Source organism: Novipirellula caenicola (assembly GCF_039545035.1).
GTDB lineage: Bacteria > Planctomycetota > Planctomycetia > Pirellulales > Pirellulaceae > Novipirellula > Novipirellula caenicola.
Window position 1 is genome coordinate 115,843 of the sequence record NZ_BAABRO010000002.1, and the last position, 18,115, is coordinate 133,957.

The 18,115-nt window shown below is 54.6% G+C and carries 10 protein-coding genes; 6 read left to right on the forward strand and 4 right to left on the reverse strand.

The window, feature by feature from the left end; genetic code table 11:
• Positions 1–536 precede the first annotated feature (536 nt).
• From ABEA92_RS04595 to ABEA92_RS04615, 5 genes are all read left to right on the forward strand, one after another.
• Entirely contained in the window at positions 537–860 is a 324-nt protein-coding gene (locus tag ABEA92_RS04595) for a hypothetical protein (protein ID WP_345682627.1), read from the forward strand.
• A 561-nt stretch (positions 861–1,421) separates the two neighbouring features.
• Positions 1,422–2,030 (forward strand): alpha/beta fold hydrolase, encoded by a 609-nt coding sequence (locus ABEA92_RS04600; RefSeq protein WP_345682628.1) that lies wholly within the window; start codon positions 1,422–1,424, stop codon positions 2,028–2,030.
• Positions 2,031–3,742: 1,712 nt separating this feature from the next.
• On the forward strand, positions 3,743–4,072 hold the full coding sequence (locus tag ABEA92_RS04605) for a TfoX/Sxy family protein (RefSeq protein WP_345682629.1): 330 nt from the start codon (positions 3,743–3,745) through the stop codon (positions 4,070–4,072).
• A gap of 322 nt (positions 4,073–4,394) precedes the next feature.
• On the forward strand, positions 4,395–4,643 hold the full coding sequence (locus ABEA92_RS04610) for an acyl carrier protein (RefSeq protein ID WP_345682630.1): 249 nt from the start codon (positions 4,395–4,397) through the stop codon (positions 4,641–4,643).
• A 588-nt stretch (positions 4,644–5,231) separates the two neighbouring features.
• Positions 5,232–6,590 (forward strand): serine hydrolase, encoded by a 1,359-nt coding sequence (locus tag ABEA92_RS04615; RefSeq protein ID WP_345682631.1) that lies wholly within the window; start codon positions 5,232–5,234, stop codon positions 6,588–6,590.
• A 201-nt stretch (positions 6,591–6,791) separates the two neighbouring features.
• Here the strand turns inward: ABEA92_RS04615 and ABEA92_RS04620 are convergent, their stop codons facing one another.
• Entirely contained in the window at positions 6,792–8,024 is a 1,233-nt protein-coding gene (locus tag ABEA92_RS04620) for an ISL3 family transposase (RefSeq protein ID WP_345682632.1), read from the reverse strand.
• A 273-nt stretch (positions 8,025–8,297) separates the two neighbouring features.
• Between ABEA92_RS04620 and ABEA92_RS04625 the strand changes: the two genes are divergently transcribed.
• Positions 8,298–9,023, forward strand: coding sequence for an oxygen-binding di-iron domain-containing protein (locus tag ABEA92_RS04625; RefSeq protein WP_345682633.1), 726 nt, complete (start codon positions 8,298–8,300; stop codon positions 9,021–9,023).
• A 2,770-nt stretch (positions 9,024–11,793) separates the two neighbouring features.
• On the opposite strand, the gene ABEA92_RS04630 is transcribed toward ABEA92_RS04625, so the two are convergent.
• From ABEA92_RS04630 to ABEA92_RS04640, 3 genes are all read right to left on the reverse strand, one after another.
• Positions 11,794–13,254, reverse strand: a complete 1,461-nt coding sequence (locus tag ABEA92_RS04630) for a DUF1501 domain-containing protein (protein WP_345682634.1) — start codon at positions 13,252–13,254, stop codon at positions 11,794–11,796.
• A 72-nt stretch (positions 13,255–13,326) separates the two neighbouring features.
• Positions 13,327–15,849 (reverse strand): PSD1 and planctomycete cytochrome C domain-containing protein, encoded by a 2,523-nt coding sequence (locus ABEA92_RS04635; protein WP_345682635.1) that lies wholly within the window; start codon positions 15,847–15,849, stop codon positions 13,327–13,329.
• Positions 15,850–16,337: 488 nt separating this feature from the next.
• The gene (locus ABEA92_RS04640; RefSeq protein ID WP_345682636.1) at positions 16,338–17,807 is read right to left on the reverse strand and encodes a hypothetical protein; all 1,470 of its coding nucleotides are present in this window, start codon (positions 17,805–17,807) and stop codon (positions 16,338–16,340) included.
• Between the last annotated feature and the right edge of the window lie 308 nt (positions 17,808–18,115).

Below are 18,115 nucleotides of genomic sequence, written 5' to 3' on the forward strand. Positions count from 1 at the left end.
ATACGTACTTGCTCGTTCCCCTCGGGCCTTCGCTGACCGCGTGGGTCAGCTACGATGCCCTCTGCTGACTTCCAGTCGGCAGCGAGTAACTTACGAATGCACGGTCCTGGCTTTCGGGCAAACCCTACTCACGGGCACGCCTGACAGATCTCCCCAAATTTGAGCGAGATGTATCCCCACGCAAGTGCCACATCTACCTGCACTCCGTCCTCCGGTTTTGCTTCGTCTTCACATGGCCAGAAGCCTGGAGCTACCGGTCCCACGGATCGTCACGTCGTCCGCAGTTGCCGCGTTGTCAGGCAAGGGGCCTCGTACTGTTCTTTCGTTAGGATTTTAATTGGTATACTGAACTCATTGAAAGAAACCGGAACTATGTACGGGGGACTTGCACCCGATAAGTTCACGCCCATGCTGGGCGTACTGCAGGCGAGTCGCCGAGTTGAGTTCTTAGCGGTGGCGAGTCGTTCGCGGCGAGCAGGTGATCGCATACGCAATCCGATCTCATTAGTCGGGACCTCTGCGAACAAAAAAGATGAATGGTGAACGCACATTGTCTCGAATCCCCGTCGACGCTGTTTGACGACGTCGGTAATGTTTTGGCAGCAAGCGATTTCCGCGCGATCGAGAAACATCGCGAATCAAACGTGAATGGAGTTCTCCGATTTGATACCGCGGAATTCGACGTGGTCGATGAGCGTTCTCATGTTGACGTCTGGCTTGAACGACGACTCGGGAACAAGACCATGTTCATCATGGTCGTCCCGGACCGTAAAACACTATGGAGACGTGACCACGAATCAGAACAACTCGCTGAGCGTGTCGTCAACTTGTTGGTGCAACACGGTGCATCTAGTGACTGACAACTGTACGCAGATGATCGGCGTTCATGCTCGTTGGGTCTTCAAATGTTGCTGCCGTAAAAGCACTTGCATTTCGGATAACCAACGGATTCAGACGGAGCGGCGGAGTCGTCGTTACACTGAGTTCGAGTTTTTCGCCGCCGACCGCATATCGCTCCCGTTCGCCACACTAATCCAGCGTACTCATCGTGTTTAAATTCAATCTCGCCACTCTGCTTTCTTTTCCGCTCGTCGTTGCATCATCGCACGCTGCAGTCGTTTAACCGATCACTATCGCGATCGTATACGGATACCATAAGGAGTGGCGCGATCCAGTGATCAGTAACAATGGCCAAGTGCTCTCTCGGGACTATACTTGGAAGAAGTAGACAGACCACGGCGTAATCGCAACGATTTCCACTGAAGATGCGATGGACGCTTGGGTGGACTAACTGAAAATCAGAGTTGGCTTCTCGAAGTGGATGGTCAACTGCCGTTCGGCAATCGTCGATTACAACGTCGTGCACGTGGAGGACTGCGTCGCCCGTTTAGAGATGGAAGATCAACCCGCCGTCCCCTGTCATGTCCGCTGTTCGCCGACTGAATACATTGCACAAGACTTCGGTCCAACTTGTTCACGGCTTTGCCGTCGCTTCGTATGTATTCCGCCCATTGTTGCGGCGACTGCAGCGCGATTCTGTAGAAGCGACACTTTTCCGCTACCCAAGCGTCGGGTTACGACTCGATGACATCGTTGACCGGCTTTCGTCCAATCTTCGAGAGCAGCGACCGGACGGGATCGTCGCTCATAGCCTCGGTTGCGTCGCGACTTGGCTCGCGGTCCACAATACTGGTTGGAGTGGTCCGCTCGTTCTGCTGGCTCCCCCGCTAACCGCACTTCCTGCGACACGACTCATTCCTGGATGCATGCGTTGGCCCTTTGCACCGCTGTTGGATCACCGTGAACGAATGACCGCTCCAGGGTTTCGATTACCGATGCTGACGGGATGTGCCATCAAAACAATCGCCGGGCGATTTGACTTTTCGGTACCGGCATCCTGTACGCGTCACCCCAACGTCGAAGAAGCATCGGTTACACTGCATACACACAACTCGATGCTTTTCTCCGCTTCTGTGGCACGGGCTTGCTCCGAATGGTTGGTGCGTGCAAACAAAAGCGGGGAACCATGACATGCACGAAAACACGGCTTGTGGCGTTTTCTCAAGTGGATGATCAACTCCCTGTCCCCTGTATGTCCTCTTTTGCCGACGGAAGCATGCCAAACCCCTACGTCCCGCCAGACACAGCTATCGACGTACGTTCGACGACTGCCTTCTGGCGGTCGCTTACGCGACGCCAAGTGATCGGGTTCATGCTGTTGACTACTCCGTTTCTCCTGTTTCATATCGTACTCGTGAACGGTGCAATCTGGCGATTGATCAGACTCTATCCCAGCCACTATGTCCTATATTCGTTTGGCGCCTGTTCACTGATCTTTTGCTCCATTGTTGCAACCTGTCTCATCTTTCACGCTGTTCGGATAGCGGTTGAGGGGCGTTCCACGAGTGCGATTAAACTCTATCTTGGCACGTTTTTCCTGCTATTCCTCTCCGACTTTAGCGTTTGCAATATTGGAGACTTATTAAACTCTCCGCTGCAGCAGTACTTCCCCAATCTCTGACGCAGCCCGCAACGACGGATAACCAAGTCGAGAACCTGCGGACTGGCAAGGTGGGATTGACGACCGGGCGCGGGCGAGACATGGAGACATGGAGACATGGAGACATGGAGACATGGAGACACGGAGACACGGAGACACGGAGTGAGGAGTGAGGAGTGAGGAGTGCGTTTCAGGTGATCGCGGATGTAGGGCAGAAAGATTGGTGCGACAGAAAGATTTTAAGACCGCGTGTTGAGTGTCTTCATCTTTTTGTCACCCATATTTTTGCCTGATGGTTGGTCATCAGCGAACATTGCGTCCTATTGCGATTGCGGTCGTCTAGTCGCATCGTCAATTCAACATTGCGATGAGCATTCGCGGTGATTCGCGTGATTCGCGGGCTAACTGGTGCTGGCGGGGATCTCCTGCCGTCGCGCTGCGACTACTGCTTGACTCCCGCGTTGGTGTTCCACGGACTCGCGTCCGTGGCTATCGAATTTCGTCGCATTGCGACTGGGGAGCGGGATGAGGCGATTCACGAGGGTCATAGCAGTACGGACAGTGCCGTTTTACTTGCCTTTGAATCTTTCTGTCGCACCAATCTTTTTGTCGGTAGTTGCGGTATGATCGCACACGCTCGAACGATAGATAGACAGAATAATTGGTGCGACAGAAAAATGGGACTGACCTGGGCAAGTCGCGTGAGGTACTTTTAGTCCTTAGGGTCGCACGCGAATTTGTTGTTCCTGCGAACGGAGCACGAATGGCAGTCAGGACGATGTCGTGCACCCGAGTTCGGCTGACGCAACATTGCAAACGAACGATCAATCGTTGGCCTTTTAAAGACGACAACCGCTGTACCGAAGCCACCTTATCGAATAGGCGTCTTAGTATGACCGATAACCGCGAGATCGCAGCGGCGTTGGGCCGGGAACTTTGGTCTACGGAATCGTTTATTCCGCGGTACAGGGGTGGCGAGAACGGTGGCAGTGCTCGCTCTTACGCTGTCCGAGCGAACGCATCGCCTCGTTCGTATCGCAATGGCTGGATACTTCGCGTTTCTTTCGTACCAATGGGCACAAGACGACTGAACGTCTTATACGCAAGTAGCGATTACTTTTGCTGAATACGCTTGCTAAAATGCAGTCCGCATCGAGGATGAACCGTTGACCCCGATGACACCGTTCGCACTACACCAAAATATCGCGTTGAGAGTGCCCCATTCCTGAAGTAGTTGATCCAATGGCTTGCATTAACCTTGTGACACGTGTTCGCGACTTGCTCGCCGACGTATCGGACGTCTCCGAAAAAAAGATGTTCGGCAGTCTTGCCTTTATGGTGCGTGGCAAGATGTGCGTGACTGCTCGCGAAGAACGCCTGATGTGCCGAATTGCCCCTGCGTTACACCAAAAATCAATCAAACGAAAAGGATGCACGACCGTCGTTATGCGTGGTCGACAATACCAGGGCTATGTTTACATTGACGCAGACTCCGTAAAATCGAAACAAGCTTTGAAATCCTGGATCCAGCTTGCTCTGTCGTACAACGAGGAACTGACCTGTTCCGATTGAATCCGTGCACGACCGATAGCAATGCCAACAAACCGCAGTCTCTCGTTCCGCGTGACAGTACTTGCATTATTGGCCTTCGGGAGGATGTTTTTCGTCGGCATTCCGTACCTGCGTGATTACCAACAACAATCGATCGAGCATCAAAGACGCAGCACGGCGACGAAAGGCGTTTGATCATGCTAATCGCGCCGAGACGATGATGGAAAGCCATCATCCGGGCTGAACCTTACCCAAGGGTTGATGCGATACGTTACCCCCAACCCAATCACACCCCCAACTCATTTCACACTTTCTGTCTCTGACTCCAACCGAGATTGTTGTCATGCTATGGTTGATCGGGATCTTACTTGTCACGATTGTTTTGACCGCATGGTGGTTCAACTCAGCAAGCATTCCATCCGCAGACCAATGGCCGCCCATTTCGGAAGACGAGTTCATCCGCCGCTGCTCGCCTGCGGTCAATCGCGAACGTGCCCTAAAAGTGCGCCGGATCATTTCGGAACAACTGGGCGTCGATTACGACAGGATCTACCCTGAGCAACGATTTGTTGAAGACCTTGGCTGTGACTAACTGACGCCAGGCTAGACTCGCGCTGTCAAAGAATCACCTGAATCGAGCCAGCGGCCCGGTTAACCTTGGTTCCCGACTGGCATCATCACAACGGAATGAGCGTTATCCTGATGTGGTCCGACTGGAAACGCACGAGCCAACCGATCCCGCGAATATTCACTAACTTGTTTCCACCGCAGTCCTCGGCGATCACGGTAACAAGTCCGGAGCGACGGTCGCGGATTGCTGACACACGCGCTGCATCGAACTGTCGGTGATCTTCGTTCGGCTGTCGCTTTTGATGATAGGTAGACAGAAACACTGGTGCTGCAGAAAGAAGAGTCAGGGATGACGATTCGCGATTGGGCAAATCGCCTACGATCGTTGCCTGGTCTCGGCGTCTCCGGTATCTTGTCGTTGCGGCAGAGCGATTTGATGGACGAAATTTCAGCTGATTGAGTGAAACGCAAGGCCCGAAGGGTGCAAACGTGCGACGGCCACGCATTGCGTCTTCGCGTCTTCTTGAGGGTCACATCGTGGATCGCCGCCCAGTGACACCAGCGTCACGCAACGTACCAATAGTGAACCGATTTAGGGACAATCCCGTTCATGACAATCCGAATTCTTCTCTCGTTAGCTCTGACGGCGATGGTATTCATCGGTGCAGTCGACGCACAAACATCCTCGGAGTCACTTCGGACGTGGACGAGTGACGATGGGGCATTTACGGTTGAGGCGGAATTCGTCGACCTACGTCGAAGCACGATCCGTCTCCGCAAAGCGGACGGAAATACGATCACCGTACCGTTGACGAAACTCAGTGAGTCCGACCATCAATTCGTGCGTGAACAACAAAGCGAAATGCAAAAGGACCGTGTCCAAAACCGTGATCGCCGTCAGCCTACGCAAAACACCTCGCTCCTTGCCCGCCACAATGTTGCTTCACTCAACGCAATGCTGGAACCGGTGCGACAAAAACACGGAGTCCCCGCCTTGGCGGCGGCCGTTGTTCAGGGCAACCAGCTGATCGCAGTCGGTGCTGTTGGTCTGCGACAGATGGATTCCAACGAGACGGTCACCATCGATGACAAGTTTCATCATGGCTCGATATCAAAGCCGATGACGTCAATGTTAATTGGCATGCTGGTGGACCGAGGAAAACTCCGCTGGAACACCACCGTAGCCCAAGCGTTTCCTGATTTGCTCGATCGCATTCGGCCCGAATACGCGAACGTAACGCTGGAGCATTTTTTGCTGCATCGATCCGGATTGCCGAGCGATCGACGACAATCCCCCGAACTCAATGCGGCGATCAGTGGGCTAAGTGGAGACATCTTGGAGCAGCGAAAGAAGATGGTGGAAATCGTGCTTCAACAACCGCCGGTCGCGTCGATGGGTGAGAAGCATGTCTACGCCAATTTTGGATATTGTGTCGCCGCTGCGATGGCAGAGGCAGCGACTGGCGAATCGTGGGAAGACATGATGAATGAGATGCTGTTTGCACCGCTAAAAATGGAAACAGCAGGGTTCGGCCCGCCTTCGGATCCCGACAAGATCGATCAACCGCGTGGGCATATTGGATTGGGCGCGGAGATGACGCCAGCCCGTCCCACAGCCGACAACGCACCCTGCATGGGACCGTCCAGCCGAGTGCATTGCAGCGTGATCGATCTGGCGGTATTTGGACATTTGCATCTGCAATACAGTCCAGCCACCTCTAAGCTTTTGTCACGCCCAACCTTTGTCCGATTGCATACGGACCCACTAAAGCAAAACTACGGACTTGGATGGACGATCAGTCATCCCGACTGGGTTCCTGGCGAGCTTCATTGGCATACAGGGACCAATGGCATGAACTATTCCGGACTCTACATCGTCCCCGCGCGCAACATGGTCGTGGTGGTTTCGACAAACGCGAAGTCGGGTGAGGCGTGTACCGAAGTACGGGATCTGATTCTTCGCCAATGACTCGCAACGAAACTCAAGCAACGTCGTCCTCTGCCGGTGCTGGCCTAACGCAAATAAAGTTCGATGTCGCACCCATCTTTCTATCCACGCTTTTGGTGTGATCGAGCGTGTTCGCTGGAAAAATAGTGGCTTCAGAACCTGCGGATCGTCTCGGTGAGCGTCCAGAGGCAGGGTTTAAACGGAAGAGGCTCTTCGTCGATTTTAGTGGCTAAAATCTGGTTCCAGCTGTAGCTTTCCACAATAGAACAGGATCCGGATACGGTAGTTCTCAAAGTTGCGGAAGCCGCGGGCTGCCGACTTGATTGCCTGCACCCGACCGTTGAAAGCTTCACTTTTGGCGTTCGTAATGGAGTACTCGAAGTAGGCCAGCAAACCAGCGAGGTGTTTCTTGAGCATCCTCGCCACCTTCTTGATCGGATCAAGCTTGCTGCGAATCGCCCATGCATACCAACGATCAAAAAACTTCTCCGCCCAAGCGGCGCTTCGGTAAGTCCAGAAGTCACGAAACATCTCTTTGATTCCCCACGCGCGTGCCGTCTTGATCGCTACTCGGCGAATGTCCTCCATTTGCTTTTGCTTGGCATCATCAAGAGTCTCCTCGTTGAAGAGCCAAAACTGACGCGTGCCCGTTAGCGCGTTAATGCCTTCGCGTCGAAGGAGTTTGTTCTCTCGACGTCGAACCAGGTCGACCGCTTCGACGAGGTGCTGGCTAATGTGAAAATGGTCGTGAACGATCTTTGCTTTGGGAACTTGCTTGACGATGCTGTTTCGAAAGGCTTGCCAGAAGTCCACCGCGACTGCCCGGATACCCGATTTTTGCTCATCGGTGAGACTGTCAAAGAGTTTGTCGCAAGATTCCTCACTGCGGTCTTTGACGACTTCCAGCACCCGCGATCCTTCCAGGTCCACCATCAGCGACACGTAGTCTTGACCTTTGCCAAAACTCTTTTCATCAATGCCGATGGTTTCAATTGGGTCGGTATCACGACGCTGTAGTCCTCGCTCGACCCCACGCTGCATGATCTCGTGAGCGGTGTTCCAGGAGATTTTTAGTAACTTGGTCGCCGCCAAAACGCTACTAGCCGACTGAAGGACTTTAATGGCAAAGGCTTCAAACATCAGCGTGAATCGAGAGTGCTTCCCGGCCCAGGGCACGGCAATGGTTTTCACTCCGCACTGAGTGCATTGTGAGCGAGGGATTGCCGCTTCGATGATGGTCTCGAACTGCATGGTGTCCAGGTGCCTCCACCGACGCGTTGGCGCGGTGTCCGCACGAGAGCATTCATCCTGGCACTCGGGGCAGCAGGGTTTGCCGCCGGAGTGACGCAATTGGATCACAACCCTGTTGGCATCCATCTGAAGGTCAACGTTCTGGACCTGCCACTGGTCATCAAGTCCCAGTAGCAAACGATAGTGAGCATGTAGTTCATTCATGCAACCATGGTAGAAAAACCAAGACCGCTCGGAAATCAGCCACTAAAATCGACGAAGAGCCAACGGAAGAAGGCGTGCGTGGAGTGGTTCGTAATCCTCCGTTTTTTCTGTTTCGCTCTGCAGCGGCGTGGTACAATCGCATTGCACCGCCGCTGGGTTAGCGAATCGTTCCTCGTCTCGCCAGCTCGCCCGGCCTGGCAATACAAAATCTTATCGTCTGTCGTCGGGGACGATCGACCGTTAGGCAACTGAATGTCTCATCGATTGTGAACCATGACCACCATTAACGAAATCGCCCCGGATCTGTTTCGGCTCTCGATCTACGTCGCAGAGCTTGACATGCAGTTCAATCACTTCCTCGTTCGCGACGACGAGCCGCTGCTGTTTCACGCAGGACTGAAGGCGATGTTTCCGATGTTGCGTGAGGCGGTGGCCCAGTTGATTGACCCCACCAAACTTCGACATGTTGCCTGGAGTCATTTTGAATCCGACGAGTGCGGAGGACTCAATGATTGGCTGCGAATAGCCCCGCAAGCGCAACCTGTTTGCACGTTGGTTGGCAAAATCGTCAACGTCGACGATTTTGCCATCCGTCCCGCCTTGGGAATGAGTGCCGACGATGTTCTGGTCACCGGAAAGTACCGGTATCGGTTCTATCGGTCACCTCACATTCCACACGGCTGGGATGCGGGGGTAATGTTCGAGGAGACACGCAAATCCCTGTTCTGTTCCGATTTGTTCCATCACTTTGGCGATGTCGAACCACTGACCTCGTCGGATTTAATCGAGCCAACGCAGGCCGCGATGCAGCAAATGCAGGGTGGACCGCTGGCAGGTTACATGCCGTATACGCGGCAAACCGAAGGCGTTTTGCGATCACTGGCTGATCTAAAACCTGACACGCTGGCGGTCATGCACGGCTCGTCGTATACCGGACCGTGTGACCAATTACTCTGTGACTTGGCGGGTGTGATCAAGGAAAATTTCGACCGGGACTAACCGTCGACCGCGCCAGCGTGACAATCCAGCGACATTGCACCGAGCACGCTGCATGCCGTCCGGCATTCTGGGGCTGGTCACAGCGGTTCGTCGCGTTGCGACTGGTAGGACAATTTCGATCGGTTGGTACCAGAATAGATCGTCCGGTGCTCAGGTTTTTGAAATCTTTCTGTCGCACCAATCTTTCTGTCCTCTCACGCGGTGTGAGCGAGCTTGCACGACGGCAACAGGATGCACTGAGAATCTGCGGTTCGATTCGGTGCGCGCGGACGATGGGTCGACAGAAAGATTGGTGCGACAGAAAAATGTGACGGCCACGGCGATTCTTGACGGAATACGATTGCCGGCGTTGTCTCCATTTTTAATCTCTCATCTTTTAACCTCTTGCTGCATTGATCGTGCGTTGCAACGTGGCCGCAACACCTGCCGTCGCTTCGCGACTTTGTGCGCCGGGGTGCGTCCTCTTCCACGGACTCGCGTCCGTGGCTACTGCATATCGTCGCGTTGCGACTGGCAACACTGGTTGGATCAGTTGGCAGCTAGATGGATAGTCCAGTGTTCAGGTCTTTGAATCTTTCTGTCGCACCAATCTTTCTGTCCTCTCACGCGGTGTGAGCGTGTTTGCCCGACGGCAACAGGATGGACTGAGAATCTGCGGGTCGATTCGGAGTGCGCGGACGATGGGTAGACAGAAAAATTGATGCGACAGAAAAATGTGACTGCCACGGCGATTCGTGACAGAACACGATTGCCAGCATTGTCTCCATTTTTAATCTCTCATCTTTTAACCTCTTGCTGCATTGATCGTGCGTTGCAACGTGGCCGCAACACCTGCCGTCGCTTCGCGACTTTGTGCGCCGGGGTGCGTCCTCTTCCACGGACTGACGTCCGTGGCTACAGCCTGTCGTCGCGTTGCGACTGGTAACACTGGTTAAATGGGTGCCACCACGATAGATATTTCGGTGCTCAGGTTTTTGAATCTTTCTGTCGCACCAACCTTTCTGTCTTTACGTGCGGTGTGAGCGAGCTGGCACGATGGAACTGGACGGATTCACCATCTGAGGATCGATTCGGTATGCGCGAGGACGATGGGTCGACAGAAAATTGTGACGGGCACGGCGATTCTTGACGGAATACGATGTCCGGCGTTGGCTCCATTTTCTAATCTCACATCTTTTAACCTTTCGCTGCAGATCGGGTGCGTTGCACTGTAGTCGCAACACCTGCCGTCGCTTCGCGACTTTGTGCGCCGGGGTGCGTCCTCTTCCACGGACTGACGTCCGTGGCTACAGCCTGTCGTCGCGTTGCGACTGCAGAGCGGGATGAATCGATTCCCATGGGTTATCGCACGACAGGCAGTGCCGTTTTCCTTGCCTTTGCAATCTTTCTGTCGCACCAATCTTTCTGTCCTCTCACGCGGTGTGAGCGAGCTTGCACGATGGCAACAGGATGGACTGAGAATCTGCGGTTCGATGCGGTGTGCACGCGGACGATGAGTCGACAGAAAGATTGGTGCGACAGAAAAATGTGACGGGCATCGCGATACTTGACGGAATACGATGTCCGGCGTTGGCACTATTTTTTAATCTATCATCTTCTAACCTTTGGCTGCATTGATCGTGCGTTGCAACGTGGCCGCATCTCCTGCCGTCGCTTCGCGACTCTGTGCGATAGGGTGCGTCCTCTTCCACGGACTCGCGTCCGTGGCTACAGCCTGTCGTCGCGTTGCGACTGGCAACACTGGTTGGATCAGTTGGCAGCTAGATGGATAGTCCAGTGTTCAGGTCTTTGAATCTTTCTGTCGCACCAATCTTTCTGTCCTCTCACGCGGTGTGAGCGAGCTTACCCGACGGCAACAGGATGGACTGAGAATCTGCGGGTCGATTCGGTGTGCGCGGACGATGGGTCGACAGGAATATTGATGCGACAGAAAAATGTGACGGCCACGGCGATTCTTCACGGAATACGATGTCCGGCGTAGTCTCCATTTTTAATCTCTCATCTTTTAACCTCTTCCTGCATTGATGGTGCGTTGCACCGTGGCCGCAACACCTGCCGTCGCTTCGCGACTCTTTGCGGTGGGGTGCGTCCTCTTCCACGGACTGACGTCCGTGGCTACTGCATATCGTCGCGTTGCGACTGGTGACACTGGCTGGATCAGTTGGCAGCTAGATGGATAATCCAGTGTTCAGGTCTTTGAATCTTTCTGTCGCACCAATCTTTCTGTCCTCTCACACGGTGTGAGCGAGCTTGCCCGACGGCAACAGGATGCAATGAGAATCTGCGGGTCGATTTGGAGTGCGCGGACGATGCGTCGACAGGAAGATTGGTGCGACAGAAAAATGCGACTGTCACGGCGATTCGTGACGGAATACGATGTCCGGCATCTTCCCCATTTTTTTAATTTCGCATCATTTAACCTTTCGCTGCATGGATCGTGCGTTGCACCGTGGCCGTAACACCTGCCGTCGCTTCGCGACTCTGTGCGGTGGGGTGCGTCCTCTTCCACGGACTGACGTCCGTGGCTACTGCATATCGTCGCGTTGCGACTGGTAGGTCAGACTGGATTGGTTAGCACCTAGACGTTCCATGAACTCACGCCCCTGGCTATCGCATGCCTTCGCATTGCGACTGGTGCGGCGTCCCACGGACTCGCGCGTGTTGCCATCGCCTTTCGTCGCGTTGCGACTTGCCGGCAATCCCCACTTGCGCGGGCTCGGTCTACATGCTGCCTTCGCATTGCGACTGGCTCAGTGGAACACGCGTGGTGCTAGGCGATGATCTCGTGGATCGGTTCGACGTGTTCGACGCCGACCAATTTTTGCTCTAAGCCGCCATAGAAGTACGACAAGTGGTTGGGGTCGAGTCCCATTTGGTGCAGGATCGTGGCATGCAGGTTTTTGACGTGAAGGGGGTTCTCTGCAGCTTGCGCCCCCAGTTCGTCGGTCGTGCCGTGGCTGATCCCGCCTTTGATCCCGCCGCCTGCCATGAACATCGTAAAGCCGTACGCGTTGTGATCTCGGCCCGACCCTTCTGCATATTCGGCGGTGGGTTGTCGGCCAAACTCGCCTCCCCACACAACGAGCGTTTCATCAAGCATGCCACGCTGTTTCAAATCGGCCAGCAGCGCCGCGACCGGTTTGTCGGTCGCGCCGGCGTGTTTGTTGTGGTTGTCTTCGAGGTTGCCGTGGGCGTCCCAGTTATGGTCGTTGTGAGCCCCGCCGCTGTACAACTGAATGAACCGCACTCCGCGTTCGACCAGCCGTCGTGCGATAATACAGCGTTTGCCAAAGTCCCGCGTCGGCTCTTGATCGGCGCCGTACATCGCAATCGTTTTTGCGTCTTCGCTGCTAAGATCCACCGCCTCGGGTGCCGCAGATTGCATTTTGTACGCTAATTCGTAGCTGGCGATTCGTGACGACAGATCGCTGTTACTTTCACGAGAAACCAAGTGCCGGTTATTTGCTTTTTGGATCGAATCGATCAATTGCCGCTGCACTCCCTCGGGCAGATCGCTTGGAGGGGCGAGATCTAAGATCGGAGCCCCTTCGACGCGAAACACGTTGCCTTGGTATGTGGCGGGCATGTAGCCACTGCTCCAGTTTTTCGCGCCGCTGATCGGTCCGCCACTGGGGTCAAGCATCACGACGAAACCAGGCAGGTTCTCATTGACGCTGCCGAGCCCGTAAGTCAACCATGATCCCATCGCGGGATTGCCTGAGAGAATTCGGCCACTGTTCATCATCAACATCGCGGATCCGTGGATCGGCGAATCGGCGGTCATCGAGTGCAAAAATGCGATGTCATCGACATGGTTTGCGACATTGGGAAACAGCGAACTGACCCACTTTCCGCATTCGCCATGCTGTTTAAATTTCCAACGCGGTTCGACGATGCGGCCGCCGCTTTTGTGCCCTCCGCGACCAAACGTTTTCACGTCGACCGTCTTGCCATCCATACCGATCATGTTCGGTTTGTAATCGAACGTATCGATATGGCTAGGCCCGCCATACATAAACAAAAAGATCACCGACTTCGCCTTTGGTGCGAAGTGCGGTGGTTTTGCCGCCAAAGGATTCACAAACGGGGCATCGGATTCTGATGCGGTCGCTTGATCGAAAAAGCCATCGGCCCCGAGCATCGACGCCATCGCCGCAGCACCGAAGCCGCCGCCGGTTTGCCACAAGAATTCGCGACGAGTGCGGCCGCAGAAGTTGTCTCGTTTGGTCATGTTCGGGATCTCAGTGAATTTCGTGGGAAAGTCAATTAACGCTATCGGGGTGAGGCAATGGTCAACACACGTTTAGTCTAAAAACAGGAACTCGTTCCAATTCATCACCGTCAGACAATACAAGCTGACCGCCCGATCGCGTGTAATTCCATCGGTCGATGTTAATTTCTCGATCAACGCCACCCCATCGGCAATCTCGGCCTCGGTCGCTTCTCGAGCGAACGCGGCGTTCACAGCTCGCCGGACCACTTCGGCGTTGCCGATGTTCGCCGCATCAATCGACTTGGCAAACATGGCGGATTGTTCGTGAATAAAGTCACTGTTCAACAGCGACAACGCTTGCCCAGGCTGCAGCGTGGCAAAGCGAGCTTCACAGGTCAGGTCGGGATCTGGAAAATCGAACGCAGTCAACAGTGGAGTCAACAACGATCGCTTGACATGGATATAGATGCTGCGTCGATTGCGTTGTTCCTCGGGTGAGTCGCCCCAACCTTGGCCTGGTCGAGATTGCCCAGCGAGCACTTCGGCCGACAATTTCTCGTAGAAACTTGGGCCATAAACGCTCCGGTTCAGTGATCCGTTGACCGCCAGAATCGAATCACGAACTTCTTCGGCACTCAGACGACGCGGGTCAAACCGCCAAAACAAATCGTTTGCCGGATCGATCGCCAACCCCTGCTCGTGACTCGCCGACGACATTTGATAGGCCTGGCTATTCATGATCATGCGATGCATGTCTTTGATTTTCCAGCCGTTGTCGACAAACGTTTGAGCCAACCAATCAAGCAACTCTGGATGCGTCGGCGGCGTTCCGAGTTGGCCAAAATTATTGCTGCTGCGAACGATGCCGCGTCCGAAATGGAATTGCCAGATTCGATTGACCATCACGCGAGCGGTCAGCCGGTTGTCTTCGCTGGCGATCCAATCCGCCAATACACGGCGGCGGCCAAGCGAACGGTTGTTAAACGCATCAACGCGTGTGACCTTGCTAGTCGCCGGGACCTCAGCAATGGCCGTCTCAAAGATTTCAGGAAATGACGGCTGCACCTCGTCACCAGGCGAATGGGGATTGCCGCGAAACATCACAAACGTTTTGCCAGGATCCGCCGGGTATTTCGCCAACCCCATCACTGAGTCGCGTGGCGGCAGCTGCTTCAGTTCTCGCTGGTTGTCGCGTAATTGTTTGCGAAGCGATTCGTATTCACGCCACTGTTCGGCGCTGAGGTGGTCTTTCAGTTTTTCCTTAAGGATCTTGTCGCGTTCACGACGAGGCCCTTCGGTCGCGCGTTGATCCGGAGCGGACATTTTGACGATTCCGGCTTGCTCGATTTCGTGCATCGCGGCTTCGATTTTCTTGCGAGCCTCGTCATTTTCGTGATAACGGGCTTTGAGCTCTGCGGAGGTGACATCGATTTGGTTGTTCTCAACCGCGTCGCCACGAGTCGCATAGCGAGTCACATCCTCGAAAAACGACAGCATGCTGTAGTAATCGCTTTGCGGGATCGGATCGATCTTGTGGTCATGACATCGAGCACAATTGATCGTCAGCCCCAGAAAGGCTTGCCCGGTCGTCGTGATCAAGTCATCCATCTCGTCGAAACGAGCTTGCACGGGATCGGCAGGCTCGTCATCCCAAATCCCCAAGCGATAGTAGCCGGTTGCGGTCAGCGATTCGGTGGTAACGGTGTCGAGTTCGTCACCCGCTAGTTGTTCGCGGACGAATTGGTCGTACGGTTTATCGTCATTGAACGACTTGATGACATAATCTCGATACTTCCAAGCATTTGGTTTTGGGTTGTCGCGTTCGAACGAGTTGGATTCGGCGTAGCGGACCAAGTCCAACCAATGGCGTCCCCAACGTTCACCGTAATGAGGTGATTGAAGCAATCGGTCCACCAGTTCCGAGAATGCATCCGGGGAATCATCGTTGACAAACGCATCCACCTCCGACGGCGATGGCGGCAGACCGGTCAAATCGTAGTAGGCTCGCCGCACCAACGTTCGGCGGTCTGCCGAAGCGTTCGGTTTCAAACCGGCTTGATCAAGCGAAGCGTAAAGGAACGCGTCGATCGGGTTTTCATTCCAAAGCGGATAGGCGACTTGCGGCGGATCCGGATTCCCCATTGGCTCGAATGCAAAGTGTGTTCCCCAAGCGGCTCCCTGGGCGATCCATTGTGAGAGCAACTCCGCCTCGGACGCGGTCACGGGATCGCCATCGGGTGGCATGCGTTCAAATTCGTCGTCGGTGGTGATTCGCGCGACCAACATACTGGCGTCCACATCACCGGGGACAATCGCGTATTCGCCAGACTCGGCTTCGGCAAACGCGGATTCTTGTTCCGCAAACGAAATTCCGCCTTCGGCTTTATCCGGACCATGACAGGCGAAGCACCGCTTGGCCAAGATCGGTTGCACCTGTTTGGTGAAATCAACCGCCGCAGGTGGCGGCGTCTTCGCTGTGTCAGCAGCCACCTCGGCTGCATCCAAACGCGCCGTAATGCTTCCCATCGCTCCGCATAAACCAAAACTCGCCAACACGAGGGCCACGTTAGAGCCGAGCGGACGAAGAAAAGCGGAGGCGATTTGTCGAATCATAATTTTTTTCTTGCCGTCGGTGGAAGGAGATGAAGACGGTGCTTTGAATCGAGCAAGGTGGGAGATGCAGCCAAGAAGGCACCCCATCATTGTGACAGGAAACGAGGCTGCCGCCAAGTAGGAATCACGCATCACAATTGAGATATATTGCCGCCAGAGTTTTTCTCGCGTGCTCATTCACAAACCGCGGATTTCGTTGTTTTTATTGGCAGTTGGATCGCGACTCCGCTAATTAGAACGCCGAAGCATGCCGAAGCGAAGGAAGTTTCTTTCGCAAAACTTACGTGAATTGGGTAGACGTTTGCGGATTGGGTGGGAGCGGGCTTGGGAGCCTGGTTGTGATGCGCAGAGGGGATACGCAAAAGGAACGTGGGGTGCGCAGAAGGGTGGCGAGTGAAGTACGCGCGTGGGATGGGTGCGCGGGCGGGACCCGTTGCCTCGTCCACTACGGGGGCGGACGGGGGTGTGCGAGTGAGCGAGAAGGACGACTAGGGAGCCAGTGTCAGCGCGTCCATGCGACTTTTGATCGTCTTGTGGATCGTTTCGAGTTGCTGTTCGAGCTGCTGATTTTGGTTGTAGAGCCGAACTAATTCTTGGCGGGTCTGATCGACTCGCGACGCAATCTCGTCATGGTAGTTTTGGATTGCGATTCGCTCCTTCTCGGTTTGCTCGAAATCTTGCTCGAGCTTTAACTTGTCCGCCTGCGTCGAGGTCAACATGGCCTCGGTCGCGCGGATTGCTTCCTGCAGCACCGTTTTCTGATAATCCGCTTCCTGAATCTGAGACTCCAGTGCGGTCAGCCGCAACCGGATGCGGCGGAGCACGAATCGGTAATCGTTTAGCGGGCGGATGTAATATTGATTGATCAGCTTGACCACTCCGAGATCGATCAATTCGTTGGCCGCCTCTTCTTTGAGAACAAGCTGATCGCCGACGTTGAACGATACCTCGTCCTCTTCGCTGCGTTGCAAACGACTGTCCAAGGCGCGTCCGGTGCCATCGAAAAAGTCGCCATCGGTCGCTGCAGTGGTGCGTTGCCCGTCGACTTGAATCTTGTGTTTTTTGATGAATTCAACGCGAGTCCAACGACTCAGCGGCGGATCGTCAGGCGTCGCTTGGCTGCCATCCCGCAGGTATGAATTTAACGTCTCCTGGCTCACTCCGGACTCAAACAGATTGGCAAGCAATTGGTCGTCAACCCTTCCGAACAGGTGGTTTTCGTCGGGAGAGCTGCCTTCGGCAATGAAAATCTCGTGTCCATCAAGCGGCAACATTTCGTAGATGGACCATTGGCTCGCCTGCATGCTTGTGATCGCATCTTGTTGATTTTTTTCCAGCTTGCCGGTCGGCTGCAGGGTGACTTGATCTGGAGTGCTCGAGATCACGCGAAATTCTCCCAAATAGAACCGCGGCAATTGCAAGTTCATACTGGGCACGGGACGTTCGGCAAACCCGTACACGATCAAGCCTTCGGGGACCAATGCCTCGGGGGCGGCGGGGGCCGCAGCAGCATCTGCTGCATCCGCAGCCGGCGCGGCCACGTCGTCCGGAATCACCGCAGCGGGTTGGGTGTTCGCCAGGACGATCCCTTTGAGATCGCCATTTTTGAGCTCCAAGGATCGCCAAACTCGACCAGCTTCGACCGAGATCACCGACAACTCGTGGTTCAATGCGACCACTCCCTTGCCAGCTTCGGGATCGGTCAAACTGCCGAACTTGAGCGTTTGGTACTCTTGTTTTGCTTTTTCCGCTCGGACTTCAAGTTTTTCTTTGGTCTGGTGCCATGCCGCACGGCTTTTGAGGGCTCCGGCGGTGGGAAAGATAAACAGCACGGCCAACAGCATCGTGATGCTGACGGTGACGAGGTGATACCAACGCCACGTGGGTGCTGCCTTCCACACCAAGACGAAGAAGCCAATCACGACAACGATCAGTAGGCCCAGAATAGCGTATTGCATGATCGTTTAAGCGAGAGGTTGAACAGGCATTAAGTAGATGAAGAAGACGACCGCGTGGGTTCGGAGGCGGTTTGCGGTTGAGCGTCACAAACAAAAATGCCTCCGTTGGATAATAAGTTGGGCAAGATGCGCCGTCAAGCTTTTCTCGTAATCTGCGGGAGATTCGCGTGATTGGGAGGTCCAAACGGGGGCATCTGCCCCTTTTGGCGGGACCAACAATCGATCAAGCCCCCCGCCGGCAGCGTCGTCAAAGTCGCTGCAATCGATACCGCCGTCAATGCATTCACCCGGCCCACCGTCATAACCAA